Origin of the sequence: Actinomadura miaoliensis (genome assembly GCF_039536785.1) — a bacterium.
GTDB classification, from domain to species: domain Bacteria; phylum Actinomycetota; class Actinomycetes; order Streptosporangiales; family Streptosporangiaceae; genus Spirillospora; species Spirillospora miaoliensis.
Map to the genome: position 1 here is coordinate 54,644 of NZ_BAAAZG010000055.1, position 25,191 is coordinate 79,834.

32 protein-coding genes are annotated in these 25,191 nt (G+C 67.5%); 12 read left to right on the forward strand and 20 right to left on the reverse strand.

Annotated elements, in window-relative coordinates; all coding sequences use genetic code 11:
* Positions 1-9: 9 nt before the first annotated feature.
* Both ABD811_RS34575 and ABD811_RS34580 read right to left on the reverse strand, forming a co-directional pair.
* Positions 10-1,200 (reverse strand): sensor histidine kinase, encoded by a 1,191-nt coding sequence (locus tag ABD811_RS34575; protein WP_344956182.1) that lies wholly within the window; start codon positions 1,198-1,200, stop codon positions 10-12.
* The gene (locus ABD811_RS34580) at positions 1,197-1,850 is read right to left on the reverse strand and encodes a response regulator transcription factor (RefSeq protein WP_344956184.1); all 654 of its coding nucleotides are present in this window, start codon (positions 1,848-1,850) and stop codon (positions 1,197-1,199) included. The genes ABD811_RS34575 and ABD811_RS34580 overlap by 4 nt, the downstream gene beginning before the upstream one ends.
* Before the next feature lie 139 nt (positions 1,851-1,989).
* Here ABD811_RS34580 and ABD811_RS34585 point away from each other — a divergent pair, with 139 nt between their 5' ends.
* Positions 1,990-2,823 (forward strand): phosphoribosylaminoimidazolesuccinocarboxamide synthase, encoded by an 834-nt coding sequence (locus ABD811_RS34585; RefSeq protein ID WP_344956186.1) that lies wholly within the window; start codon positions 1,990-1,992, stop codon positions 2,821-2,823.
* 46 nt (positions 2,824-2,869) lie between these two features.
* A complete protein-coding gene (locus ABD811_RS34590; protein WP_344956188.1) occupies positions 2,870-3,871 on the forward strand; it encodes an ABC transporter substrate-binding protein in 1,002 nt (333 codons plus the stop codon).
* Positions 3,872-3,953: 82 nt separating this feature from the next.
* Here the strand turns inward: ABD811_RS34590 and ABD811_RS34595 are convergent, their stop codons facing one another.
* The 8 genes from ABD811_RS34595 to ABD811_RS34630 form a co-directional block, all read right to left on the reverse strand.
* Entirely contained in the window at positions 3,954-5,099 is a 1,146-nt protein-coding gene (locus ABD811_RS34595; RefSeq protein ID WP_344956190.1) for a site-specific integrase, read from the reverse strand.
* On the reverse strand, positions 5,077-5,256 hold the full coding sequence (locus ABD811_RS34600; protein WP_344956192.1) for a CopG family ribbon-helix-helix protein: 180 nt from the start codon (positions 5,254-5,256) through the stop codon (positions 5,077-5,079). Before ABD811_RS34600 ends, ABD811_RS34595 begins: the two co-directional genes overlap by 23 nt.
* Before the next feature lie 155 nt (positions 5,257-5,411).
* Positions 5,412-5,591: a helix-turn-helix domain-containing protein gene (locus ABD811_RS34605; RefSeq protein ID WP_344956194.1), complete on the reverse strand. Its 180-nt coding sequence runs from the start codon at positions 5,589-5,591 to the stop codon at positions 5,412-5,414.
* A gap of 154 nt (positions 5,592-5,745) precedes the next feature.
* Positions 5,746-6,192: a hypothetical protein gene (locus ABD811_RS34610; protein WP_344956196.1), complete on the reverse strand. Its 447-nt coding sequence runs from the start codon at positions 6,190-6,192 to the stop codon at positions 5,746-5,748.
* Between the two features lie 28 nt (positions 6,193-6,220).
* On the reverse strand, positions 6,221-7,546 hold the full coding sequence (locus ABD811_RS34615) for a cell division protein FtsK (RefSeq protein WP_344956198.1): 1,326 nt from the start codon (positions 7,544-7,546) through the stop codon (positions 6,221-6,223).
* Entirely contained in the window at positions 7,543-7,887 is a 345-nt protein-coding gene (locus ABD811_RS34620; protein ID WP_344956200.1) for a hypothetical protein, read from the reverse strand. The genes ABD811_RS34615 and ABD811_RS34620 overlap by 4 nt, the downstream gene beginning before the upstream one ends.
* A gap of 29 nt (positions 7,888-7,916) precedes the next feature.
* Positions 7,917-8,105, reverse strand: coding sequence for a hypothetical protein (locus ABD811_RS34625; RefSeq protein WP_344956202.1), 189 nt, complete (start codon positions 8,103-8,105; stop codon positions 7,917-7,919).
* A 172-nt stretch (positions 8,106-8,277) separates the two neighbouring features.
* Entirely contained in the window at positions 8,278-8,487 is a 210-nt protein-coding gene (locus tag ABD811_RS34630) for a hypothetical protein (protein WP_344956204.1), read from the reverse strand.
* Between the two features lie 176 nt (positions 8,488-8,663).
* Here ABD811_RS34630 and ABD811_RS34635 point away from each other — a divergent pair, with 176 nt between their 5' ends.
* Complete coding sequence (locus tag ABD811_RS34635; protein WP_344956206.1) at positions 8,664-9,407, forward strand: helix-turn-helix domain-containing protein; 744 nt, start codon at positions 8,664-8,666, stop codon at positions 9,405-9,407.
* A 3-nt stretch (positions 9,408-9,410) separates the two neighbouring features.
* The gene (locus ABD811_RS34640; RefSeq protein ID WP_344956208.1) at positions 9,411-9,887 is read left to right on the forward strand and encodes an NUDIX domain-containing protein; all 477 of its coding nucleotides are present in this window, start codon (positions 9,411-9,413) and stop codon (positions 9,885-9,887) included.
* A 23-nt stretch (positions 9,888-9,910) separates the two neighbouring features.
* Here the strand turns inward: ABD811_RS34640 and ABD811_RS34645 are convergent, their stop codons facing one another.
* The 5 genes from ABD811_RS34645 to ABD811_RS34665 form a co-directional block, all read right to left on the reverse strand.
* Positions 9,911-11,680: an ATP-binding protein gene (locus ABD811_RS34645; protein ID WP_344956210.1), complete on the reverse strand. Its 1,770-nt coding sequence runs from the start codon at positions 11,678-11,680 to the stop codon at positions 9,911-9,913.
* Complete coding sequence (locus ABD811_RS34650; protein WP_344956212.1) at positions 11,677-12,897, reverse strand: hypothetical protein; 1,221 nt, start codon at positions 12,895-12,897, stop codon at positions 11,677-11,679. The genes ABD811_RS34645 and ABD811_RS34650 overlap by 4 nt, the downstream gene beginning before the upstream one ends.
* A gap of 301 nt (positions 12,898-13,198) precedes the next feature.
* Complete coding sequence (locus tag ABD811_RS34655) at positions 13,199-13,774, reverse strand: HD domain-containing protein (protein WP_344956214.1); 576 nt, start codon at positions 13,772-13,774, stop codon at positions 13,199-13,201.
* Between the two features lie 49 nt (positions 13,775-13,823).
* Entirely contained in the window at positions 13,824-14,291 is a 468-nt protein-coding gene (locus tag ABD811_RS34660) for a GntR family transcriptional regulator (RefSeq protein ID WP_344956216.1), read from the reverse strand.
* 447 nt (positions 14,292-14,738) lie between these two features.
* Positions 14,739-15,032 carry a hypothetical protein gene (locus ABD811_RS34665; RefSeq protein ID WP_344956218.1) on the reverse strand — a complete coding sequence of 98 codons (294 nt, stop codon included), beginning with the start codon at positions 15,030-15,032 and terminating at the stop codon, positions 14,739-14,741.
* A 170-nt stretch (positions 15,033-15,202) separates the two neighbouring features.
* Between ABD811_RS34665 and ABD811_RS34670 the strand changes: the two genes are divergently transcribed.
* Entirely contained in the window at positions 15,203-15,934 is a 732-nt protein-coding gene (locus tag ABD811_RS34670; RefSeq protein WP_344956220.1) for a helix-turn-helix domain-containing protein, read from the forward strand.
* A gap of 81 nt (positions 15,935-16,015) precedes the next feature.
* Here ABD811_RS34670 and ABD811_RS34675 read toward each other — a convergent pair whose 3' ends face one another.
* The 3 genes from ABD811_RS34675 to ABD811_RS34685 form a co-directional block, all read right to left on the reverse strand.
* Positions 16,016-16,546, reverse strand: a complete 531-nt coding sequence (locus tag ABD811_RS34675) for a GIY-YIG nuclease family protein (protein WP_344956222.1) — start codon at positions 16,544-16,546, stop codon at positions 16,016-16,018.
* A gap of 550 nt (positions 16,547-17,096) precedes the next feature.
* Positions 17,097-17,687, reverse strand: coding sequence for a DUF2637 domain-containing protein (locus ABD811_RS34680; RefSeq protein WP_344956224.1), 591 nt, complete (start codon positions 17,685-17,687; stop codon positions 17,097-17,099).
* The gene (locus ABD811_RS34685) at positions 17,680-17,901 is read right to left on the reverse strand and encodes a hypothetical protein (protein WP_344956226.1); all 222 of its coding nucleotides are present in this window, start codon (positions 17,899-17,901) and stop codon (positions 17,680-17,682) included. The genes ABD811_RS34680 and ABD811_RS34685 overlap by 8 nt, the downstream gene beginning before the upstream one ends.
* Positions 17,902-18,140: 239 nt before the next feature.
* On the opposite strand from ABD811_RS34685, the gene ABD811_RS34690 reads away from it, so the two are divergent.
* The 6 genes from ABD811_RS34690 to ABD811_RS34715 all read left to right on the forward strand — a co-directional run bounded on the left by ABD811_RS34690 (position 18,141) and on the right by ABD811_RS34715 (position 22,445).
* The gene (locus ABD811_RS34690; RefSeq protein ID WP_344956228.1) at positions 18,141-18,650 is read left to right on the forward strand and encodes a hypothetical protein; all 510 of its coding nucleotides are present in this window, start codon (positions 18,141-18,143) and stop codon (positions 18,648-18,650) included.
* Entirely contained in the window at positions 18,647-19,696 is a 1,050-nt protein-coding gene (locus ABD811_RS34695; protein ID WP_344956230.1) for a peptidoglycan-binding protein, read from the forward strand. The genes ABD811_RS34690 and ABD811_RS34695 overlap by 4 nt, the downstream gene beginning before the upstream one ends.
* A complete protein-coding gene (locus ABD811_RS34700; protein WP_344956232.1) occupies positions 19,693-20,382 on the forward strand; it encodes an ABC transporter ATP-binding protein in 690 nt (229 codons plus the stop codon). Before ABD811_RS34695 ends, ABD811_RS34700 begins: the two co-directional genes overlap by 4 nt.
* A complete protein-coding gene (locus ABD811_RS34705; protein ID WP_344956234.1) occupies positions 20,379-21,596 on the forward strand; it encodes an ABC transporter permease in 1,218 nt (405 codons plus the stop codon). Before ABD811_RS34700 ends, ABD811_RS34705 begins: the two co-directional genes overlap by 4 nt.
* A gap of 58 nt (positions 21,597-21,654) precedes the next feature.
* A complete protein-coding gene (locus ABD811_RS34710) occupies positions 21,655-22,017 on the forward strand; it encodes a hypothetical protein (protein ID WP_344956236.1) in 363 nt (120 codons plus the stop codon).
* Positions 22,018-22,115: 98 nt separating this feature from the next.
* Positions 22,116-22,445, forward strand: coding sequence for a tetratricopeptide repeat protein (locus tag ABD811_RS34715; protein WP_344956237.1), 330 nt, complete (start codon positions 22,116-22,118; stop codon positions 22,443-22,445).
* Between the two features lie 69 nt (positions 22,446-22,514).
* Here the strand turns inward: ABD811_RS34715 and ABD811_RS34720 are convergent, their stop codons facing one another.
* The gene (locus ABD811_RS34720) at positions 22,515-23,756 is read right to left on the reverse strand and encodes a ribonuclease D (protein ID WP_344956460.1); all 1,242 of its coding nucleotides are present in this window, start codon (positions 23,754-23,756) and stop codon (positions 22,515-22,517) included.
* A gap of 175 nt (positions 23,757-23,931) precedes the next feature.
* Positions 23,932-24,513: a DUF3000 domain-containing protein gene (locus tag ABD811_RS34725; protein ID WP_344956239.1), complete on the reverse strand. Its 582-nt coding sequence runs from the start codon at positions 24,511-24,513 to the stop codon at positions 23,932-23,934.
* 167 nt (positions 24,514-24,680) lie between these two features.
* On the opposite strand from ABD811_RS34725, the gene ABD811_RS34730 reads away from it, so the two are divergent.
* Entirely contained in the window at positions 24,681-25,004 is a 324-nt protein-coding gene (locus ABD811_RS34730; protein ID WP_344956241.1) for a hypothetical protein, read from the forward strand.
* The last annotated feature ends 187 nt before the right edge of the window (positions 25,005-25,191 follow it).

Here is a 25,191-nt window from a genome sequence, read left to right on the forward strand (position 1 = left end):
CGCGCGGCGTCAGTGACCCGCCGGGACGGCCGCGGGCACGGCGGGCAGCCGCACCGTGATGGCCAGCCCGCCGTCGGGACGCGGCAGCGTCTCGATCACCCCGCCGTGCGCCCGCACCACCGCCGCGACGATCGACAGCCCCAGCCCCGCGCCCTCGGCGGACCCCACCCGGTCGCCGCGCAGCCGCCGGAACGGCTCGAAGATCGCCCCGACCTCGTAGGACGGCACCGTCCGGCCCGTGTTGGCCACCCGCAGCACCGCCGCGCCGTTCTCCTCCCCGGTCGACACCCACACCCGCCCGCCGGGCACGTTGTACTTCACCGCGTTCTCCACCAGGTTGACAGCGCACCGCTCCAGCAGCACCGGGTCGCCCAGCACCGTCGCGGGGCGGGCGTCCACCTCCACGGTCAGCTCGCCGTCGGCGGCCTGCCGGTCGAGCTGCGCCACGGCGCTGCGCGCCACGTCCGGCAGCGGCGTCTCGGTGCGGGTGTTCAGCTCGCGCTCGCTGCGCGCCAGCAGCAGCAACCCCTCGATCAGCCGTTCGTGCCGCGCGGTGTTGCCCAGCAGCACGTCCGCCAGCGCCTTGGTCTCCGGCGGGTTCTTCGCGCTGGCCAGCGCCACCTCAAGCACCGTCCGGTTGATCGTCAGCGGGGTGCGCAGCTCGTGCGAGGCGTTGGCCACGAACCGGCGCTGGGCGTCGAAGGCCCGGTGCAGCCGGTCCAGCATGTGGTCGAACGTATCGGCCAGGTCCTTGATCTCGTCGCGCGGACCGTCCAGCGCGATCCGCTCGTGCAGGGTGCTCTCCGACAGCCGCCGCGCGGTCGCCGTCACGGTGTGCAGCGGCCGCAGCATCCGGCCCGCCACGATGTACCCGATCACGACGGCCAGCACGCCCACCACCAGCAGCGTGAGCAGGCAGCTCTGCAGCAGCTGCGCCAGCACCTCGCGCTTCTGCTCGGCCAGCTGCCGCTCGGCCGCCGCCCGCAGCTCCATCAGCTCCTCCACCCGCACGCCCAGCGCGGACTTGGGGATCTGCGTCAGCGTGGCCGAGCCGGTGCCGGACGCGGTGGTGAACCGGGCGTCGATGGCCCGCGCCGTCAGCCAGTACGTGACGGCGACCAGCGTCCCGGCCGTCACCATGAACAACGCCCCGTACACCAGCGTCAGCCGGGCCCGGACGCTGAGCCGCATCCGGTTCATATCCGGTACCCCGATCCCGTGACGGTCTGGATGACCGGAGGATCGCCCAGCTTGCGGCGCAACGTCGCCATGGTGACGCGGACGATGTTGCTGAACGGGTCGATGTTCTCGTCCCACGCCCGTTCCAGCAGCCGCTCGGCGCTGACCACGCCGCCCTCCGCCCGCAGCAGCTCCTCCAGCACCGTGAACTCCTTCTTGGTGAGCCGCAGCGGCCGCCCGTCCCGGGTCACCTCGTGGCGGTACGGGTCCAGCCGGATGCCCGCCCGCTCCAGCACCGGCGGCACGGGCCGCACCGCCCGGCGCGACAGCGCCCGCACCCGCGCCAGCAGCTCCTCGAACACGAACGGCTTGGGCAGGTAGTCGTCGGCGCCGAGCGCCAGCCCGTCCACCCGCTGCCCGACGTCCCCGGCGGCGGTCAGCATCAGGATCCGCCCCCCGTAGGACCGGTCCACCAGCATGCGGCACACCTCGTCGCCGTGCACGACGGGCAGATCCCGGTCCAGCACGACCACGTCGTAGGCGGTGTGGGAGGCGCGCTCCAGCGCGGCGTCCCCGTCATAGGCCACGTCGACCGCCAGCGCCTGCTCCCGCAGCCCCTCGGCGATCGTGTCGGCCAGCAACCGCTCGTCCTCCACGACCAACACCCGCATGCCCCGAGCATGGCCGCCGGGGCGTTAAGCCGCGGTAAGCCGCAGGGTGGTCCCCGGACGGGAGGCGGCCGGGCACGGCGAGTACATTGCGGTCGTGGCCGCCGGCCGGCCGATGGACACGCGAGGGCTGAGGAACACCATGGAACTGATCCACTCCGGCAAGGTCCGGGACGTCTACGCCGACGGCGACGACCTGATCCTGGTCGCCTCCGACCGGGTGAGCGTCTACGACGTGGTGCTGCCCACCCCGATCCCCGACAAGGGCAAGATCCTCACCCGGCTGTCGCTGTGGTGGTTCGAGCGGCTCGCCGACGTCGTCCCCAACCACGTCATCTCGGCGACGGACGTACCGGACGAGTGGCGGGGCCGGGCGATCCGCTGCCGCCGCCTGACCATGCTGCCCGTGGAGTGGATCGCCCGCGGCTACCTGGCGGGCCTCGGCCTGAAGGAGTACGAGAAGAGCGGCACCGTCTCGGGGGTGGCGCTGCCGTCCGGCCTGGTCGAGGCGTCGAAGCTGCCCGAGCCGATCTTCACCCCGACCACCAAGGCCACCGAGGGGCACGACGAGTTCATCACCTACGCCGACGTGGTGGCGGAGATCGGCGCCGACACCGCCGCGCGGCTGCGGGAGACCACCCTGGAGGTCTACCGGCGCGGCGCGGAGCTGGCCGCCGGGCGCGGCATCGTCATCGCCGACACCAAGCTGGAGTTCGGCCGCGCCCCCGACGGCACCCTCGTCCTCGCCGACGAGGTGCTCACGCCCGACTCCTCCCGCTTCTGGCCCGCCGACGAGTGGCGGCCCGGCCGCGCGCAGCACTCCCTGGACAAGCAGTTCGTCCGCGACTGGAGCAGCACGCTCGACTGGGACCGCACGCCCCCCGGCCCGGAGATCCCCCAGGAGATCGTCGACGCGACCCGCGCCCGCTACGTCGAGGTCTACGAACGCCTGACCGGCGAGCGCTGGACCGGCTGAGCCGCCCCCGGCGAATCGCGACGGCCCGGGCGGGCATGGGGTGGCCATGGCCCGATTGCGCGTCGGCGCCTGCCTGTCGTTGACGGGCAGGTACGCCAGGTTCGGCCGCCAGGCCGCGGCCGCCCTGGACGTGTGGCGCGCGGCAGACGAGAACGCCGACGTGCTGATCGAGGACGACCACAGCGACCGGCACCGGTTTCGGGCGGCCTTCCGCGGGCTCGCCGGCCGGTGCGACGTGCTGCTGGGCCCCTATTCGACCGACCTCATGCGGGCCGCGGGCGACATCGCCGCCGACCTCGACCGGCTGGTGTGGAACCACGGCGGCTCCGGCGACGACGTCGAGACGGCCCATCCCGGCCATGTCGTCTCGGTGCCGACCCCCACGAGCCGGTACGCCGATCCGTTCCTGCGGCATCTGGCGACGGTCCGGGGATCCGCCCGGCTCTACGTCGTCCAGGGGAAGGGCGGCTTCGGAAGGCAGGTCGCGAACGGCGCCGAAGCCGCGGCACGCGCCCTGGGCATCGACGTCGCCCGCGTCGGCGGGCTCCCAGAGCTGGACGAATCGGTCCGATGGAACCTGCTGTGCGCCGCGTCCTTCGAGGAGGACGTGCGGACGGTGACCACCGCCCAAGCGCTGCCCAACCCACCGGGGACGTTGTGCGCGGTGGCGGCGGGCGTCCGCGAGTTCGGCGACGCCACCGACGATCCCCGAGGGATCTACGGGGTGGGGCAGTGGTCTCCGGGACGCGCGCACGAACCGGAACTCGGCCTGGAAGAGACCGCCTTCATCGCCGCGTTCCGGCGACGCACGGGCATCCAGCCCGACTACCCGGCGGCGCAGGCGTACGCCGCGGCGGTGATCGCCGCGCACTGCCTTCGCGCCGCCGGAAGCCCGGCCCGCCGATCGGTATGGGCCGTCGCCACGCGCTTGCGCACCAGCACCATGTTCGGGGCCTTCGCCATCGACCCGTCCACCGGCGCCCAGACCGCCCACGAGCCCGTCCTCGTCCACTGGACGCCCACCGGCCCCCAGGTCGTCGGCGGCTAATGCGGGTTTCGCCCGCATTAGTGCGATGTGCCTGCTCAGCGTGGTCGGACGAGGTCAGGGGAGCCGATTCGGGAGCCACTCCCTAGGCTGACTTGCTCTTCTCGTCCTTGAAGATGGCGTTCATCTTCTCGGCGCCCGTGGTGATCACAGGACGGAGTCCATGCCGGTAGACGGCCTGCGTGGTGTGCGTGCTGGTGTGCCCCACCAGGTCACTGATCTTCTCCAGGGCAACGCCCTGGTCGCTCATGATGGACACGAACGTGTGCCGCAACTCGCGCGGCACCCAGGCGGAGCCGAGACCGGCCGCCGCCGTGATCTTCTGGAAGCGTCGGAGTACATCGCCGTCCGTGTAAGGCGTCCCGTCCTCCTTGCAGAAGACGAGATTGTGTCCCTGCCACGCGTCGCCCGCCTGGAGCTTCTCGGCGGCCTGACGCTTGCGTAGGGCCGTGAGCGCGTCAACGGCCATGTCTGCGACCGCGACACCACGGCGGCTCTTTTTGGTCTTCGTGTCGCCTCCCTCCCTGTCGGAACGGAGGACGTAGACCACCTTCTTCTTGAGGTCCACGTCGGCCCAGGTCAGCGCCCGGAGTTCCTCCGTGCGCAGACCCGAGACGATCGCCAGGATGACGTACGCCCCGAGCCGGTGCTGTGGATCCTGCGCCGTGCGGAGAAGCTTGGTCGCCTGCTTGAGGGACAGGGACCGAGACCTCCGCGTGGGCCGCTTGCCTTGCGGGGTGTCCACCAGCGCAGCCACGTTGCGCTTGACCTTGCCGCGCCGCTCTGCGAGCCGTATCGCCCGCCTGAGCAGGCCGTGAAGGATCTTGAGCGTCTGCGTGGTCATGTTCTCGGCGCACTCGTCGAGCCACGTTTCGACCGCGTCCGCCGTCAGGTCCGCGAGCCTGACCTTGCCGATCTTGGTGACGATGTGGTTGTCCGCGAGGCCACGGTAGGTTTTCATGGTCGCCTCGCTCTTGCCCTGCTTGGCGAGGGCGATCAGGAAGGCGTTCACCGCCTTCTCTACCGTGTGGTTGCGCTCTGTCTTGATCCCTTCCTCAAGCTCATTCACCGCTTCGATGAGCTTGTCCTTGACCTGTGCCTTGGTCCTGCCCTTCCGCTTGAGCCGCTTGCGCTTGCCGTCGGGGCCGAAGCCGAGCGAGATGGCGCCGGTGTACCCGTCGCCCTCCGCGTAGATCGACCCCTCGTACTTACCGATCAGGATCTTCGCCAAGGGATCCCTCCTCGTGCCGGTCGAGGTACTCCTTGATCGCCTTCCTGATGACCCACGACACGTCGCGTTCCTGCGATGCGGCGTACTTGGCGAGCCGCTCCTTGAACGCACTGTCCACCCGGACAGCCGGGAGCGTGGTCTTGTCGCCTGTGGTCATGTTGAGCGTCCTCTCCTGTCGATCTCGATTGGTCTTGCCGAGAGAGCGCGCTCGCGTCGATGCAGTTATCAAGAGGCGTAGTCCCGGGGCCTTCCCGCGAGGGGCGCGCCCCGGGACGTCTGTAGCGCAACGTAGCACGATGCGCTACGCCATCGTCAAGGCTTGGCGTCTTCCAGGGAGGTGACGAACTCGGCGAGGTGCCGATCGGTGATGCGGCGCAGCTTGCCGATCTTGATGCTGCGAAGCTGCCCGGTGCGGATCAGGAAGTAGACCTTGTCTCGGCCGACGTTGAGGATCTCGGCCACTTGCTCGACGGTGTACGCCTGCGTGGTCACCACCTCCTCTCGCCCGGGGTCTTCCCGGGACATTCGCGGTGCGGGTAGGCGATCATCTCCTTGATTACGGTGGGTGCTCGTCTCCGTCTCATCTCACGGTTGTCTCCGCGCCCCTTACGTGCAGGCGCGCGCGTGAGACGAGACGTTGAGACGATTACGAACTGTGATCGGGAGCCTTGTAGCGACCGCGTCCGACCTGGACGGCGCGGCCACTCTTCGCGAGGTCATTGAGCCGGCGGTAGAGGGTGGGACGACTCATCTTCGTGATCGTCAGAAGGTGAGCGATCGGGAGCCCTTCGTCCGGCGCGCCGTCCAGAACCTCCCTCAGAACGATCTCGGCCCGTTCCTCCCGAGAGGGCTCCACGCGCACAGACGGCTCTGGCAGTTCAGGCGCTGGCCTAATGCGCGCCTCGTCCAGCGCCCGCCGAGAGATCTCGTCCAGCACGGGACGGAGAGCGGCATGACGCCGCGCCGTCTCGCTGACAACGGCATCGGTGAGCAGGTACGCGCGCCCTCGTCGCGGCGTGTCGTGCTCAGGCGCGGACAGGAGGAACTTGCCGGGAGCGTTGAGAGTGTGGGCGTGCCATCCCGCCGCGAGCATCCCTTGCCCGAGGATGAGATCGACGTCCTTACGCCTCCCGAACACGGAAACTGACGCGCACGTCCATCTGCGACCGCACGGCACCCTTACCCATGGCCTTCTGCGTCGGGCGCTGAGTCGCCGCGACAAGGGTCACCGCAACGGCCCGTCCGCGCCGAGCGATCGAGTCAGTGTCACTCGCCGCATCGGGCGCATCATCGGCGAGCTCCGCGTACTCGTCCACGATGATCACCAGGGCGGGAGACTCCGGGGTCGGCTCCCACACGCGCCGGCCCTCTGCCGTGAGCGAGTCGGCCCGTGCCTCCAGGATCGTCACGGCGTCCCGGAGGAGAGCGCGGGCTTGCTCAGGCGTGATCGCGAGGCGATCGATGCACGATGCCCACGGCTGGAGCTCCATGCCGCGCTTGAGGTCAATGGCCCAGATGACCACATCCCGGCACGCGGAGAGATTCCCCATCAGGACGTTGATGCCGCCGCTCTTACCGGAGCCGGCTACGCCACCCATCAGGCCGTGCCGACGCAGCAGCAGAACACGGGCGCCGGTCGCGTCCTCGAACGGGCCCAGGTCGATCGGCTCGGAGATCGACGAGACGGACGGTCCCGGCCACGGGATCGCATCGGCGTGCGGATCGGTGTTGAGCACCCTCAACTCGAACCGATTGGCCTTCCCGTCGCGTGTCGGGAAGACGCGCACAGCACCCCGGAAGGTGCCGAGCGCCGATTCGATCGTCGGAACCTTCGCGATCACGTCCTCGATCGTCTGACCTCGTGCCAGCGCGAACCGGGCGCGCCAGCCCCACACGTCCACCACCGCGGATTGTGCACGGGAGCCAGCAAGCCCGATCGTCTGGGCGATCTCCGGCCATGCGGCTATCTGCCGATCTACGCGAACCTTGGCGCGGCGTCGCCGATGCGTCCACCAAGGGAGGGCCAGCACGACACCGCCACCGACAAGGAACTGAGGGAGCGGCCGGAAGGTGACACCGAGAGCGGTCACGGCCGCAAGCCAACTCCCGGATCCCAAGGCGACGGCCGCGCCGTACAGACGCTCGCTGCGCAGAGCCAGCCCGAACCGGTCCCCGAACATCACCAACGTCCACGCGGTCACCGTGGCGATGCCGAGCAGGTAAGGCCACCACTCCGGATGCGTGATGTGCAGGACCACACCACCGAGTGCCAGCGTGACCGCGAGGTAGAACGGAGCGAGTTCGGACCGGTACCGCCACAGCGCCCGCCCAATGAGGACGGCGGCAACGTCCGGGAGCGGGTCATCGCTGTTGATGACGACCATGGGTTGTAGGCCGTTGCGGCGCATTTTCTGCGCATGCCGCCGCATCTGCCGTGATCGGCTCATGGGCGTCCCCACGAGTCCGGCGGAAGGTGACCTTGTGCGCGAAGCTCGTCGCGCAGGTAGTACAGCGGATCCGGCTCGGCGTCCTGGTCGGCGTTGACGGTGGCGCGGCCGGCGGCCACCAGGTTCGCGTGATCGCGCCGCACCTTGGCCAGTGCGGCGAGAAGCCGAATGATCTCGGAGTTGAGCGCGGGGACGTCGGCAAGTGCGGCGTTGAGACGAAGCCACAGGTCCGCGATGCTCGGCATGGCATCGGACAGAGCGGAGACGATCTCTCGGGCGGCGAGGTTACGGGTACGAACCTCCTGAAGGTCGATCTTGACGTGCTCGGGGGTATCAGGCACTCGGGCATCCCTCCCTTCGGTCGGGAACGTCAGTGCTGGCTGAAGGTCTGGACGAGTACGGTCACCAGCCGCCGGATCTCGGGGGCAGCGCTTGTCGCGGCGAGAGAGAACCCCAAGAGCAGGCACACGACCACGTGCCAGGCGCGAAGCCCCATGTAGCGCCACGCAACCCACACGACGGCGCCCAGGATCACCACCAGCGGAACCGAGACGGTCACCTCTTGTCTCACCTCCCTTCTCAAAGCCACAGGTCCGGGAACCGCGAGCCGCACCTGCGCCGTTCCCAACGGGCACGGGCCCGGCACTTGCGACACCTGCGGTTCCCGGGATCGACACGCGCGCCGCAGGCGCAGGTGTGGCCAGTGATGACGCGCGACATACGCAACGGCGTCACCGTCCCGCCGTGACTCGGGCCGGGACGTCGTCACACGTCCGCGTGCTGAGCAGACGCCGGGATGCGGCACCGGCCCGCGAGGAGGCGCCACCTCCGCGCATCGCCCGACGCTCTTCGGCGTGAATGCCGATGACGAGCATGGCGAAGATGCCGCAGGTAGAGCCGGCGAGGAAGACGGCGATGATCGAGGCCAGGACGAGGATCATGTGATCACTCCTCTCGTAAGGCCCGGTCCGGCGGGGGCGGCTCGGGCGGTCGGCGTGCCTTACGAGAAAGAGAGTGCGCTTGACCTGTGGGACGAGATCACTACATGACTGGACGTGTTCACGACGTCCTCATAGTGTTGACCGCGTCCTAGGACGTCCCGGATCCGGACAGGTGCATGCCGAACGAACGCCTACGCGCCGCCCTGCTCGAACAGGGCTTGACGGTCGCCGCCCTCGCCGAGTCAATCGGCGTTGACCAGAAGACCGTAGAACGGTGGATCACCAAGGACCGGACCCCGTACCGGCGGCACCGCTACGCAGTGGCTTCGCGCTTGGGCGTCGATGAGACCTTCCTCTGGCCCGACGCGCTCACCAGCGAGCAAGTCACCGCAGCGTCCGGCAGCGAACTCGTCACGGTCTACCCTCACCGCACGACCATCCCAAGGGACGCATGGGGGCGTCTCTTCGCCACAGCCAAAGAAGAGATCGGCGTCCTGGTCTACGCCGGGCTCTTCCTCTCCGAAGACGCAGGCATCCAACGCACCTTCACCGAGAAGGCACGCGCCGGAGTCCGCGTCCGCATCCTCCTAGGTGACCCAGACAGCCCACAGGTAGCCGAACGAGGCACGGACGAGGGCGTAGACGACGCGATGGCCGCGAAGATCCGCAACGCCCTCGTCCTCTACAGGCCGCTCCGCAAACAAGACGGCGTCGAGTTCCGCTTTCACCGCACGGTCCTCTACAACTCGATCTACCGCGCGGATGATCAGCTCCTCGTCAACACCCACGTCTACGGCATCACAGCCGCGCACGCGCCTGTCTGGCACCTGCGCCGCATAGCCGGCGGAGACCTGGTAAACACCTACATCGAGAGCTTCGAACGCGTCTGGGAAGGCGCCACGCCGATACCGGGGGAGTGACCCATGGGCCGCAGGATCGACTACTACGACGACCCCAACGCCCCCAAGGCCAACAGCCTCGTCCCCTCAGTCAACGTCGTCGTAGAGAACGACAAGGGCGAGATCCTCATGATCCGCCGAACCGACAACGACAACTGGGCCCTCCCCGGCGGCGCCATCGACCTAGGCGAATCCGTCTCTCAAGCCGCAGTCCGTGAAACCAAAGAAGAAACCGGCATCGACGTAGAGATCACCGGCCTAGTAGGCATCTACAGCGACCCCAAACACGTCATCCACTACACCAGCAACGACGAGGTCCGCCAAGAATTCTCGATCGTGCTCATCGGAAGGGTTATAGAGGGGCGACCAACTACAAGTAGCGAGTCGAGTGAAGTTAAATGGATACCTGCTGAAATGCTATCAGGCGTGACGATGGATCGCTCGATGAGCCTGCGCTTGGCTAACTATTTTGAACGGACGACGCGGCCCGTCCTTACGTAGGTACCGACTCCCGATTGCTTGGCTCAAGCCTGCCACTTGGCGATAATGCGAGGTACGGCTACATCTAGCCAATCCATCTTCCATTCAGTGTGGAAGTCTATATCGCGAGAATCGGGACGATCTTCGATATCATCTACTCTAATCAGAGAAGGAATTGACACAGAGTCGCCAATCACAATGACTTCTTGCTTCTCAAGAGTTGGGAGGGTGTCCGTGATAGCGCTGACTGTGTCGGGAAGGAGGCGCTTTACGTAGTTTTGATCTGCCGGGTTGGTCAGCCTCATAGCAACGAAGTTATTGCATTGGGAGAATACGGTCTCGGAAATTTCCGAAGGGCGCTGACTGACGATCATTAGTGACACGCCATACTTGCGTCCCTCCTTAGCGATGCGCTCGATGGACTTCTTTACTGACCCGTACTTCGCCCCCTCGCTCCGAGGGACATAGTTATGCGCTTCCTCGTAAACGAGGAGATAAGGCAGGTCCCGTCCCTGAGAGAGCTTATGTTTCTTGAAGTGAAACGCGAATGTGAAGATGGCTCGACTGATCAGCGAGACAACAACACTCAGTACCTCAAAAGGGACTCCACTTAGATCGATGATCGTGATATTTCTGTTCTCTTCTTTATTTTTTCCGTATCCTGTGAACTGTCCCAAAATTTCAGGGAGATCTTCTGTTCGAGCTTCTTCTCCATGAGCGTTCTTCGGCTCCAACAGGAAGCCCAGCCTCTTGTCGTTAAGGCGAGCTTCCAGCCGCATGAGGAAGCGATTGAATTCGCCATGAAATGGCCCATTGGTGGCCTTTTCGCCTGATTTTATACTGCTTGGAGCAAACGAAAGTTGCTCAGCAAAATAGCGATCCTCGCGCTTATGGACGAGGGTGCCGTCCGCTAGCTTGGGGACGCCTTCGTTTGGGTTCTTGCCGATGGTTTCCGAGTTCAAATTGCCTAGAAAATTGATCACCTCACGCAGGCTAAAATATACTGGCGAGTCGTAAGACGCGATCTTTCCCTCATTTCCATAGTGTCTGTTCTTGTTGGCAATCACGGCCTGCCTGAATTGAGATATTTGGTTGTGAGAATTATGTTCCGCACTTTCAATAAACATTTCCTCCAATTCTTCGGAGTTCATTAGCCAGTACGGTAGGCTGAGATTTCCGGTGTCGATCAGATTTGCATGAGGGAAGGCGGTGCTGTACTCTCCATGCAAATCAAAAATGATCACATGCGAGTTGTTCAGGATGCCCTTTTCTTGCTGGCCTTCTGAACGTCGGGTGCCTTCTTGAAGGATTTTCGCTACTGTGCATGATTTTCCGGCGCCGGTTGAACCAACTACTCCGATGTGCTTGCCGAAAAATTTGTCACCATCAATGATCAGCCGAACCTGATCATTTTGGGCCAATGAACCAAAACTAAACTGCTTCTCGCTTTGAATGCCACTATAGATTTCGTCTAGTACTCCCTTTTCTGCTATCTCTACTCTTGTAGGGGGAATAGCAATCTGCTTTCCACCGCGTGAGAATTTACCGTCGCGCAGCCGGCCGACTGGTTGAGCGTCCACGATGAACTGTGTGTCGCTGGGATGCTGCCCCAATATGTCGCTCACGCTGTCCTTGATTCGGTAGCTTTTGACAATAGCTACGACCGACAAACCGTTGTCATCAGAGATCTTGAGGTAGCTCCCTAGTTCCAGCTGCACATCGAGGTTCTGATAATCGATTGACGAACGAACCTCAATTTGAATGAGGTCCGGTGCAACGCTGACCACTTTGGCGACCGAGCTAAGGTCTGTCACCGGGGCCTCCCCTCAATCAGGAGTTGCTTGAGATCGCTAACGTCCGCTGTATGTAGATGAAACCTTTGCCCGCCAACTTGGGCGTGGTCAAACGAATACAAATTACCAACACTGAGAAGCGTGTGGAGGTTCTCTATGTCCGAGGCGAATTTGGCGTATGTTTCTGCACTAATAACGCGAATTCCGTAGGAGTGTAGACCTATATGGTCTCGCCGCTTCGGGTCCAGATTGATTACTGGCCTCTGGTTAAAAATCGCAGGATTGAAGACTAGGTGTTCGTAGCCATCATTGAACCAAATGTTCTCTTCTATCAGAGCAGTCTTTACGGCTTCAACTTGCTGAGATGAACCATCAATGATCAACGTCCAGGGCTGCGCATTTGCTAGGTAGCCTTGTCCAAATTGTTCTGTGGCCAGAAAGTATGCCATCTCGGAAAGCTCATTAACGTCAAATGAGCTGGCAGAGAGAGCCAGTGCCCTCCACTTAGTTGTTTTCAGTGCTGCGGTGGCCTTGAGCTTCTTTTTGATCGCTTGAAGAACTTGCGCTCTACCCAGAATCTCCTCTTGCCAGCGCGAGAATAGAGGATCGCGTTTATTGATTTGGTCCAAAAAGCTTCGAGGTGAAACTATGCGATCCTTTGGATCCTTCGCAATGGCTAGCTCCATGACCAATGAAAGAGCATTGCCGTAGTATAGATCTCGGGCATCGTCCAATGTGCCGCGAAATCTTTTCGCTAGCGCTGATATTAGCGCTCTTCGCTGCTCTTCAAAGGAAGGTCCGCAGTTGATAGAGAACTGTTGCGAGAATTTCTCTAGTATCTCAGGCGTGAACTGAAGAAAATGCCTCACAACTTCAGGTGGGTTCCGTTTCTTTTCGGTAAGTGCCTGTTTTATCTGCTCGACATTCAGACGGTGAGGGACGTCGACATTATCGGAGTAGTGTGCATAGAGTCGATAGTCATAGTCCTTGCCCTCCGTCAAGGAATGAAGCATGGGTAGCAACACCTTGCGCAACCCAACAAGAGAAAAAGATCTTTCCTCGTGATATTTGCACTGAACGGCCTCAATGCCGCCATCGGTATGGATGTCAATGTCTTCGCATCCTTCGATGACTACAGTCCCGTTAGTGGTCTCCGCATCCAAGATGGCAATGATTGTTTGATCAAACTGGTAGGCGTAGCCCTTGATGGTTGGGCCGGCGACCCGTGTAGCGGTCATCGACGCGAAGATCCCCGTTGGATTCCAGGGCCTCTAGGGTGATCGTTTTGAGTGGCTGGAAGTGCTGAGCCTACTGGGAAGCCGCCATGACGATCAGGTAGAGGCACGCGGTCTGCGACCTTCAAATCTTAGCAACGGGTTGACCAGAGGCATCACATGTCACTCCTGTGGCGTGTCGCCACAGGTCCGGAACGCCAAGCAAGCCGAACATGCAGGTGAGAGCAAGATGTGAATCTCTTTCACATTCTGCTTGGTGTGCTTTTGGTCTCTGTTCGGTTCGTCCCAGGGGTTGGTGAGGCGTCTACCGGGGGCGGGCAGTGATCCGGTAAGCGATAGAAATCTTGTATCGAACCAGATGTGCCGTATTGAGTAGCTCTGGAGACGCCTTAGTGATCGACCTGCCGACGACGTGCTCGGGCCCGTATCGGCCAAGAATCTCGGAGAGGCGCTGCTCGACGGGCAGTTGGTCGCCGTTTGGAGCCGTCGTCATGTCGCAGTAGATCAGGAAGTCGCTGAATTTCGGGGCCTGTCCCTCGAACTCGTTTGTTAGCTCGTCCGCCAGACCTCGTTCCTGCGCCTCAATCAGAGCACAGGAGTGGTGGGCTACGAGGCGGCATAGGTGGTTGTCGGCGTGGTGGGTGTCGCGGAGGTAGCGGGCGCCGTCTAGGGGGTGGAAGCCCGTGTTGACGAGGTTCGGGGCGTAGCCGATGTCGTGGAGCCAGGCGGCGGCTTCTAGCAGGTCGGCCTGATCGCCGAGGATGGGGGCGAGGGTTCGGGCTTGGCGGGCTACGCCTTGGGTGTGGGCCCAGCGGCGGGGGAGTGGGGTTTCGAGGTGCTTGCGTGCGAGCTCGCGTGCCCATGCTGCGGTGTTCTTCATGGTTGTGACGCTACGGGGACGTCAGTGGACGTCCACGGGCGCGAGTGGATCATCTGGGGACGTCTTGACGGACGTAGCGCCCTTTGCCGTGGACGCAGGTGACTAGGCCGGCGTCTTGCAGCGCGATGAGGGCGCACCGGGCTGTGTAGCGGGATACGCCGTAGCGTTCGCGGATCTGCGCCTCGCTCGGCAAGAGGTCCCCACGGGTGTAGTCGCCGTTCTCGATCTGACGGCGGAGGTCTGCGGCGATGTTCAGGTACCGGGGACGGGTGAGCGTGGCTGGCTCGGTGGTGGGGTCGTGGACGAAGCGGCCCACGCCTGGGCGGAGCCTGACCAGTCCTTCGGCTTGCAGGGCCGATAGAGCCCGCCGCACGGTGTTGCGGGCGACGTCGAACTCGGCGCATAGGGCAACCTCGGCCGGGAGTTGGGAGCCCGGAGCGTAGGTGCCGTCTGTGATGCGTTGGCGTACGACGCTGGTGATGTGGGCGTACGCGCCCCATGCCGTGCGGCGGGCCATCCTCTGGTCACTCTGCCTTGCGCGTGCGTGCGGTGAGAGCGGCTGACACCCATGGGGTGAGCAAAGCGCCGAGCGCGTTGGCGGCGCGTTCCACCTCGGTGCATGGCGCCAGCCACTTACCGGTGCTGGCTCGGTACCAGCAGACGCCGTGAGCCTGGGCTACGGTCACGCTCTCGCCGATGGTCGGAACCGACTCGGAGAAGACGCGGAGGAGCGGGCGCGGCTCGGCGTGGCGGAGTTGGGCGGTCCAGCCGTGGCGACGCAGCACGCGGGCGAGTCGGTTGAGGTGTCGGCGTGTTCGCCAGGGCGGACAGGGTTTGGGCAGAGGAGGCGCGGCCGGTGCACTCGGGGGCATGCGCACGGGCCGCGCCGCCTCCGCCTCCCCCGACGAGGCCACGCTCTCCCTCGTGGCCTCGTCCGGTGATGGGCGTCGTCGGTGCCGTCCCATCACCGGGTCTCCGCGCGCCTGGCCTTAGCCTGCTCCGCCTGCTGGCCGAGGGCTTTGCGCAACGCGTTGGGGTTGGAGCGGATCACCGTTGCGTCGATTCCGGCGGTCGGGTCATGCAAGGTCGCGACCCAGTCCCCAAGCGATCCGTCCCAACGCACCGAACGCCAGATCCGGTGACCGGTGAAGTCCTGGCGGAGGTCGGCCAGCGCTTGATCGGCCAAAGCCGCCGAGAGGCTGGTCGTGCGGCTGTGCTCGGGGGGCACGGCGGCCTTCCGGGGTCGGTCCAGGGGCATGACGACTCCTTGGCAGGGGCGTAAGTGGGTGCCTTTCTTCTGCGGGAAGGTCTGGCTTCGCCGCGTGGTTTGAGCCTCGCGTCCGAACGGGGACCTCTCCATCGGCATCTAGGGACGTCTTGGGACGTCTTCTGTTAGCGTCGTTGGCACTTGTATCTCCGGGAGGTCCGGTGAACGACTTGTTGAGGCGTGCCCTTGCCGATGCCCACCTCACCGAAGCCGACGTCGCGGGGCAGGTGGGCGTAGATCCCAAGACAGTTCGCCGGTGGCTTGCCGGGCGGGTGCCCTACCCGCGTCACCGGTCGAGCATCGCTGACCTGGTGGGGCGCGAGGAAGCAGAGTTGTGGCCGCAAGTCGCTGTGCCTGCCGTTCGGACGCAACCGCCGGCGGTTGAGATCCTCGCGACCTATCCGCACCGCTGGGCGGTCCCTCGTCACGTCTGGCAACAACTGTTCAACGGCGCCCGCGTCGAGATCGGCGTGCTGGCCTATGCGGGGCTCTTCGTCGCTGAGGATGCGGGGATGCTGCGCACGCTCGCTGGGAGGGCGCGTGCGGGTGTGGGGGTGAGGATTCTGCTTGGGGATCCGGACGGCTCGCGCGTCGCCGAGCGCGGCAGTGATGAGGGTGTGGGCGAGTCGATGGCGGCGAAGATCCGCAACGCCCTCGTTCACTACCGGGCGCTTCGCGGAGTGGACGGTGTGGAGATTCGGCTCCATGACACGGTGCTCTACAACTCGATCTATCGCGCCGATGATGACCTGTTGGTCAATCCGCACGCCTACGGCATCGCTGCGTCCCATGCTCCCGTGCTGCACCTGCGGAGAGCGGAAGACGGGGACATGGCCAGCACGTACCTGGAGAGCTTCGAGCGCGTATGGTCCAAGGCGGTTCCGCTTGTTTAGGTGGGGAGGAGGATGTCCGGCCGATGATCGGTAAGGCCGGTAGGGCAGCATCGCTCCACGACTCAGAAGGAATCTGCGACCTTATGGCCACGGGATATCCTTGAATTCGCGATCGACCGAATCATCCAGGCCTTTGTTCAGACTGTCAACGTCGAGCAAATTTTCAGTCTTGTAGTAATGGGTTAGAGCAGCACTTTCTGCTAGCGTTCTTTGTACCGTGCTGTCGGTGTCGATGCCTGTCCATTGGCTGCCGATCTTGATCTCTATGTCGCGTGCGATGAACAGGGCTACTTGTGTTCTCTGTTCTAGTTCGCGGCGCAGTGCATTGTTTACTCGAAGGTTTGTCGCCTGACCTGGCCCTGGATTGCGGTACTTATTCATGCGGGTCTGGATATTTCGAGTCTGTCCAATGTATAGCCACCAGCGAGATTGCTGGTCATGGGAACCTTGCAATTTGATGGACCTCCTCCCTGTGAGGCGATATACGTGGCCGCGGTCTGCAAGGTGTCCCGTTGGAGGGAAGTTCAAATTCCCTTCGTGGTCCAGTGTTATGTCCCCCACAAATTGCCAGGAAAGTCTAACGCTCACGTTTACGATGCCATCGAAGTTCATTGAAACAATCCTTGTGTTGATAGTAGGGTGCTCTGTGCTCTGGTTGCTGTGGAGCCTATAGTCTCGGGTCGGTTCTGGGGCGAAAATCGGCTGGTTGTGACATTGTGAGCTATATCGCCTGCTTGAGCTTGGCAGGGGCTCCCGTTGCGACATCGTCGTCAGCTGTGCGCCAGTTCGGAGCCCCGGACGCGGCATGCGTCGCCGAATGCGGTTGGGGCGAGGGTGGGCGAGTCCATGGCGACGAGGAGCCGCGCGGCTCTCGTCCACTACCAGGCCCTAGAGGGTGGACGACGTTGAGATCCGCCTGCATGACACGGTGCTCTTCAACTCGATCTACCGGGAGGTGACGATCTCCTGATCAACCCGCATTGTTCCGCATCGCGGCATCGCATGCCCTGCGCTGCACCTGCGGAGAGCGGAAGACGGGGGCATGGCCAGCACGTACCTGGAGAGCTTCGAGCGGGTGTGGTCCAACGCGGCACCACTGGAGTAGCGGGCATGCGAAAGCCCCAGCCACGGCCCAGGTGGGGCGTGGCTGGGGCTTCCTGGTTCAGTGTGGTGCGGGGTGCGCCGCGTTGGTGATGATCTGCTTGACCTTGCGCCGGTCGATGCCGTGCTTCTCGGCGAGGTACCGCTGAGAGAGCGGGCGGCCCGGACCGGTCAGGCTCGCGAGGTACTCGGCCAACACTGCGTCTTCCGGGGTCTGCTCCACTTCGGTGCGTTCTGGAGCAGGTTGCTTCGGTAGGGGAGACGGGTGCGATGCCGCGTTTCGGGTGAGCGTCATCAGGAGTTCGAATGAGCCGACGAGGGCGAGGGCTGGCCATGCGCTGACGATGGCGCCTATGGGGCCGTGGGACGCGCCGTGCGCCACGTTGGCGCCTACCGTTGCCACGATGCCCACGGCGAGGCTCCACTTGGCCAACGGTGGTGCGGGTTGCTTACGGCGGCTGGCGTCCAGGATCACCATGGAGGCGGCCCAGATGAGGCCGTCCACGGTGAACGGGACGAGGCGCGCCGTGATGCCGGACTCGCCGTGCGAGTTCACCAGTTCGTACGCGTGGCGGTACGAGATGACGGCGGCTACTGCGGCCACGGCCAGCACAGCGAGAGCCGTGGTGAGGCGGATCACGCGATCAGCCATGCGCCAACTCCTCGCGCCAGGCCAGCACGAACGGGTCGTTCTCGCCGTGCGTGGCGAGGCGTTCGGCGAGGGTTAGTGCTGTGATCGCCGAGTTGTACGAGAGCGGTACCGGCCATGTGCTGACGTGCCAACCGGCGGAGGAGCGGGTGGCCGTGGCGATGGTCCTGCCGTCCAGGGTGACGGACATTGTGTTTTCGGTGATGGTGAGGGCCATGATCGCCTCCTCTCTGCCCGGGGAGCCACGGGAGCCAGAGCGGGGAGCCAACGAGGTTCGATCCGCTCCGACTCGCCGCGACTCATCCGGACGTTTCTGCTGGTGAGAGGGCTCCTTGGCGACTCCCTCAGACTTCGTCCGACCCAGCGAGAGGTCACGCGGCTAATGCGGGTTTAACCCCGGGGCGGCTGGGATGGCTCCTCGCCGGGGCGTGGGTTCCCGGCGGGGAGGTCATCGTGATGAGAGGCCGAGTGTGGATCGCCGCGCTCGCGGTGCTGGCCGGGGCGGCGGCGTGCGGGAGCCGGGACGGCGGGAGCGGGGTGGCCAGTGCCGGGGGAGCGGCGGCGAAGGCGTCGGCGTCGCCGTCGCGGTCGCTGAGCCCCGAGGACGCGATGCTCAAGTTCGCCCAGTGCATGCGGGCCAACGGCGTCGACGTGCCGGACCCCAAGGACGGCGACCCGCAGACGATGCGGATCGGCGGCAAGGGCGCCGACCGGGACAAGCTCCAGGACGCCATGGAGAAGTGCCGGCCGTACCTGGTGGCCGGCGGCAAGATGCCCGACCTGAAAGACCCCGAGGTGCGCGACCGGTACACCAGGTACGCGCAGTGCATGCGGCAGCAGGGCGTCGACATCCCCGATCCCGACCCCGACGGGACGTTCCGCATGCCGTCCAAGGGGATCGACCGCCAGAAGATGGACAAGGCGCGTGAGGCGTGCCGCCACCTGCTGCCGGGGACGGGCCGGTGAACGCCAAGAAGATCGTCGCCGGTGCGGTGGCGGCGACCGTCGCCGCGGGCGGCGCCGCCGCGCTGGCCCTCGGCGGCGGCGACGGCAGTGCGCGGGCCCAGGGCGCCGCCGCCCTCGGCACCGCGCAGGTCACCCGGGGAGACCTCGTGGACACCGAGGAGGTGGACGGCACCCTCACGTTCGCGGGCGAGGAGACCGTGCGGACGGGGGCGTCCGGGGTCGTCACGGCCGCGCCGGAGGAGGGGCGGTCGATCGGCCGCGGCAGAAGCCTGCTGCGCGTCGACGACCGGCCCGTGACACTGATGTACGGGAACCTGCCGATGTACCGGACGCTGTCGGTGGGAGCCGAGGGCACGGACGTCCGGCAGCTCGAACGCAACCTCGACGCCCTCGGCTACGACGTCACCGTCGACGAGGAGTTCACCTCCGCCACGGCGGAGGCGGTCCGGCGGTGGCAGGACGACCGGGGCCTGCCGGAGACCGGCCGGGTGGACCCGTCGCAGGCGGTGTTCCTGCCGGGAGCCGTCCGCGTCAAGGAGGTCAAGGCGCCCAAGGGCGCGCGGACGAGCCCGGGGCAGCCCGCGCTGACCGTCACCGGGACGCGTCGGGTCGTCCACGTCGACCTGGACGCCGGCAAGCAGGACCTGGCGAAGAAGGGCGCCCGCGTCACGGTCGAACTGCCCGGCGGGCACCGCGCCAAGGGCACGGTGTCGCACGTCGGCTCCGTCGCCGAGCAGTCCGGCACCCAGCAGGACCCGAAGACCACCGTCGACGTGGAGATCACCCTGGACGGGAACGCCCGCACCGGAGGGCTCGACCGGGCGCCGGTGACGGTGGAACTGGAGAGCGAGCGGCGCGCGAACGTGCTGTCGGTGCCGGTCGAGGCGCTGCTGGCGCTGCGCGAGGGCGGCTTCGGCGTGGAGGTCGTCGAGGGCGCGGCGCGGCGGATCGTGCCCGTCCGGACCGGGGCCTTCGGCGGCGGACGGGTGGAGGTCACCGGGGCCGGGCTCCGGGAGGGCGTGAAGGTCGGGGTGCCCGTGACATGAGGGTCGTGGAGCTGGAGGGGGTCACCAAGCGGTACCCGGGCGGTGTCACGGCGCTGCGCGGGGTCGACCTGGCGATCGACCGGGGCGAGCTGACCGCCATCGTCGGGCCGTCGGGATCGGGCAAGTCCACGCTGCTGCACATGATCGGCACACTGGACCGGCCCACCGGCGGGCGCGTGCGGATCGCCGGGCACGAGGTCGCCGAGCTGGACGACCGGCGGCTGTCGGCGCTGCGCGCGCGGCACATCGGGTTCGTGTTCCAGTCGTTCCACCTGGCGGACGGGGTGAGCGCCCTGGACAACGTCGCCGACGGGCTGCTCTACAGCGGCGTCCCGCTGCGCGAGCGCAGGAGACGCGCCGCCGAGGCGCTGGAACGCGTCGGGCTCGGCGCGCGCGCCGGCCACCGGCCGCACCAGCTGTCGGGCGGCGAGCGGCAGCGGGTCGCGGTGGCGCGCGCCGTCGTCGGGGAGCCCGACCTGCTGCTGGCCGACGAGCCCACCGGCAACCTGGACACGGCGGCGGGCGGCGAGGTGCTGCGCCTGCTGGGCGCCCTGCACGACGCCGGGACCACCGTCGTGATCATCACCCATGACCGGGACGTCGCGGCGTGGACGCCCCGGCGGGTCGGGATGCGCGACGGGACGGTCGTCGCCGACGAGCGGGCGGAGGAGGTGACCGCCCGATGAGGCGGGCGGGGGACACCGCCGCGCCGGACCGGCTGGTGGCGGCCCGGCTGAGCGGGCCGGACGTGGTGCGGGTCGGGCTGGCCGGGCTCCGCTCGCGGCGGACCCGGGTGCTGCTGTCGGCGCTGGGCATCGCGATCGGCATCGCCACGATGGTCGCGGTGCTCGGCATCTCCTCCTCCGGCCGGGAGGACCTGCTGCGCCGGCTCGACCGGCTCGGCACCAACCTGCTGACCGTCCAGCCCGGCGACACGCTGTTCGGCGAGCGGGCCCGGCTGCCGCGGTCGGCGCCGGCGATGGTGGCGCGGATCGGCCCGGTCACGTCGGTCGCCGCGACCGGCACCGTCGACGCGTCGGTGCGGCGCACCGACCGCATCCCCGACGAGATCACCGGCGGCATCGCGGTGCGCGCCGCGTCCGCCGAACTGCCCCGCACCCTGCGGATCGGCATGCGCACGGGCACGTGGCTGAACGCGGGCACCGGGCGCTACCCCGGCGTGGTGCTGGGCGCGGAGGCGGCCGGGCGGCTCGGCGTCGAGCGCGTCGGGGTCCAGGTGTGGATCGGCGGCCGCTGGTTCACCGTCCTCGGCGTCCTGGACTCCGCCGAGCTGGCGCCCGAGATCGACCGGTCCGCGCTGGTCGGGTGGGACGCGGCCGAACGGTACCTGGGCTTCGACGGCCACCCGACGACGATCTACGAACGGTCGGCGGACGCGGCGGTGGAGGACGTGCGGGCCGTGCTGGCCCGCACCGTCAACCCGGAGAACCCGGAGGAGGTGCAGGTGAGCCGGCCCTCCGACGCGCTGGCGGCCAGGGCCGCCGCCTCGGGCGCGTTCACCGGGCTGCTGCTCGGCCTCGGCGCGGTGGCGCTGCTGGTCGGCGGGGTCGGCGTCGCCAACACGATGGTGATCTCGGTGCTGGAGCGGCGCCGGGAGATCGGGCTGCGCCGGTCGCTGGGCGCCACCCGCGGGCAGGTGCGCCTGCAGTTCCTGGCCGAGTCGCTGCTGCTGTCGGCGTTCGGCGGCGCGGCCGGGGCGGTGCTGGGCGCGGCGGTGACCGTGGGATTCGCCCTGTACCGGGGATGGCCGCCGGTCGTGCCGCTGTGGGCGCCCGCCGGGGCGGTCATCGCGACCCTGGCGATCGGCACGGCGGCCGGCCTGTACCCGGCGACGCGGGCGGCGCGGCTCTCGCCGACCGCGGCCCTGGCCACGGTCTGAGGGACCGGTGCATCATGGGGACGAGCCGATGATCGCCCCCCGGAGGTGTTGCGCCGCCATGCCCGTGCCCCGTCCGGTCCGCGACCGCTGCCGGGAGTTCCTCGGCCTCGACACGGACATCCGGTACATATTCCCGGCGCTGACGGCCGGCGGCGGCACCGGGTTCTTCTTCGTCGTCACCGACGACCAGATCACGGTCATCAGCACCGGCGCCACCGGGCGGGGCAAGCTGAGGAGCGTCTGGGGAAGCTACCCGCGCGGCACCCGCATCGGCCCGGTGGAGACCGGCGCGGGTGCCGCGTTCGAGTTCGGGGGCGCCTGGTTCGAGGTGGACGACGAGTACGTGCCCGTCATCAACGCCGCCGACGCCGAGGTCTTCGACCGCGACAACCTCCCGCGCGACCCGCTGCCCGACCTGTAGCCCGCGCGTTCAGCCCCCGCGTCGGCCTCCGTCCGCGACGGCGCCGCGCCCGCGACGGCCCCCGGAATAGCGGCGGGCGGCGCGCCGTTGACGTCGCCATGGACTGGTTCGGGCAGTACGAGACCTACGAGCGGGCCCGCATGTACTTCGACCTGCGCGACCCGGCCGCGGCGGCCCGGATCCTGGAGCCGCTGGCCGAGGAGCAGCCCGGCAACCGGGCCGTGGTGGAGCTGCTGGCGCGTTCCTACTTCCACTCCGCCCAGCTGGGACGGGCCGAGCAGGCGTTCCGGCGGCTGCTGGAGCTGGCGCCGGACGACGCCTGGGCGCACGAGGCGATGGCCCGGACGCTGGAGCGGCAGAGCCGCTCCAGCGAGGCCGCGCCGTACCGCAAGCTCGCCCTGGCCATGGGCGGCAAGACCGGCTTCTGACCCCGCCGAGACGCAGGCGCCCGCCAGGCCGCACCGGCCTCGCGGGCGCCTTCGCGCGTCCGGCGCCGGCTACAGCTCGCCCTTGGCCTCCAGCCGCTGGAACGCCTTGGCCAGCGGCTTGGCCACCAGCTTCACCTGCCATCCGCGGGCGCCCAGCTCGCGCAGCGCCGCGCCGATCGCCTCGGGGGTCGGCTCGGCGGGCGGCGACCACGCCAGCCGCCGCACGTAGTCCGGCTGGACCAGGTTCTCGGTCGGCATGGTGTGCTCGTCGGCCAGCGCCGCCACCACCGCGCGGGCGGCGGTCAGCCGCTTGGCGGCCTCCGGGTCGCGCTCGGCCCAGCGGTGCGCCGGCGGGGGGCCGTCGCCGGGGACGTTGGCCTCCGGCAGTGCCCGGTCGGGCAGGGCCCGCGCCCGCGACACCGCGCGCAGCCACGCCGTCTGGTGGCGGCGGGCGCCGCGGCCCCGCATCGTCGGCAGCGCCTGCAGGTCCGCCGGGCTCTTGGGCAGCTGCTGCGCCAGCTCGATGATCGCCGAGTCCTGCAGCACGCGGCCCGGCGACAGGTCGCGTTCCCGGGCGATGCGGTCGCGGGCGTTCCACACCTCGCGCACCACCGCCAGGGCCCGCCGGTTGCGCACGCGGTGGATGCCGGACGTGCGGCGCCACGGGTCGGGACGCGGCGGCTTGGGCGGCGTGGCCAGGATCGCCGCGAACTCCTCCAGCGCCCACTCCAGCTTGCCCGCCGCGTGCAGCTTCTCGTGCAGGGCGTCGCGCAGCTCCACCAGCAGCTCGACGTCCAGCGCCGCGTACCGCAGCCAGTCCTCCGGCAGCGGACGCGTCGACCAGTCGGCCGCCGAGTGCCCCTTCTCCAGGGTGAAGCCGAGGATGTTCTCCACCATCGAGCCGAGCCCCACCCGCGGATAGCCCAGCAGCCGCCCGGCCAGCTCGGTGTCGAACAGGCGGTGCGGCCGGATGCCGACCTCGCCCAGGCAGGGCAGGTCCTGGGTGGCGGCGTGCAGCACGATCTCGGCGCCGTCCAGCGCGGCGTCCAGCCCGGACAGGTCCGGCAGCGCCACCGGGTCGATCAGCGCGGTGCCCGCGCCGCGGCGGCGCAGCTGGATCAGGTAGGCGCGCTGGCCGTACCGGTAGCCGGACGCGCGCTCGGCGTCCACCGCGACCGGGCCGGTGCCGGCCGCGAACGCGTCGATGACACGTTCCAAACCGGAGGCGGTGGTGATCACCGGGGGCACGCCGTCCCGGGGCTCCAGCAGCGGTACGGCGCCCGGGGGAGGCGCGGTGCCGGCGGCGTGCACCGCCCGCTCGGCGGTGCCGGCGGCCGGCCGTTCAACGGTGGACGGGTCGAGGGTGGACTCCTGCTGTGAGGCGGCCGCCGCGGCGGGTACCGCGGCGGACTGCGCCCCCGCCGCGCCCTCGTCGGCGGCTTCGGTCTCGGACGCTGTGCTTCCCACGTCCCCTACCGTACGTCGCTCAGTGTCCGGATCCGCCGGGACGATCCGGCAGCGTGCTCACACCGGACGGCGGCAGGCCCGCCGTGGTGCACATCACCTCGCACCACGCCAGCACGTGCCCGGTGAGATCGTCGCCGGTCGGGGACCAGGAGGCGCGCAGCTCCAGCTCGGTCGTGGACGGCTCGCCGCGCTTGTCGCCGAAGCTCTCCGACACCGCCCGGGTGACGGTGCCGGACACGCCCGCGTACCCCGCGGGCTCCAGCGCCTCCAGCAGCCAGCTCCAGGCCACCGAGCCGATCAGCTCGTCGGCGGCGATCTCGGGCTCCAGGTCGGCGCGGATGTAGGCGACCACGCGGAAGCCGCCGGTCCAGCCGGCGCGGCCCTCGGGGTCGTACAGCACGATCAGGCGGCCCGTGGCGACCTCGGTCTCGGCGTCGGTGCCGGCGTCGCGGTAGACGCTGCCGGACAGGGCCGCCGCGTAGGGCGCCAGCCGCTGCGGCGCGGGCATGTCCTCAAGGTCGAGCTCGGGCCGGATGGGCTCGCCCTCCAGGATCGCCCGCAGCGTGTCGCGGGCCCGCCGGAACGGCGCGGGGACGGTCATGATCGGACCGCCGAGGTGGCGGCCCCGCACCGGCGCGCGGTGCGGGTGGCTCGTCGCGGCGCCGGGCGCGGCGACGGGGGGTTGAGGCGGAGACAGAGGCACAGCACAGGTTTCGTCTCGGGGGCGCGCGCCGTCAGGCTACGGCCCGCTGGTACGCGGCGCGGCCGGTGGCGGATACGCCGGGGGCGGAGCCGGGAGCGGCCGGGGACCCGCCCGCGGCCGGGCTGCTCGACCCGCCGCGCGCGGCGGCGGACGGGGCGGTCGACTGGGCCGTCGAAAAGACCGTCGACGAGGCGGGGACGCCGTCGGATCCGGGCGGCAGGCCGATCAGGACCGCGGCCCCGCACTCGGTGCAGACCCTCTCGGGGCAGTCCGCGCCGTGCCCGTCACGGCAGGGCGGCTGCTCGAAGAGGCGGTCGTCACCGCAGGTGGAGCAGTACAAGGGGACCTCCCTCGGCTATGACACGGATCACGTTCGCATGCGGCGGTGACAGAATGCGGGACTTCGCTCGGCGTGTCCGGAACTTCGTGCGCCGCCACGGCGACGTCCTTGATCGTGCCCGATCTTCCAAAGTGCTCAGAACGGGCGGACCGCAGGCGAGAAGCACGGGGTGGTGCGTCCGGGCGGGGGTGTTCGTGGGAGCATCTCACCTGTGGTCGTAGACGCCGTTGGATCCA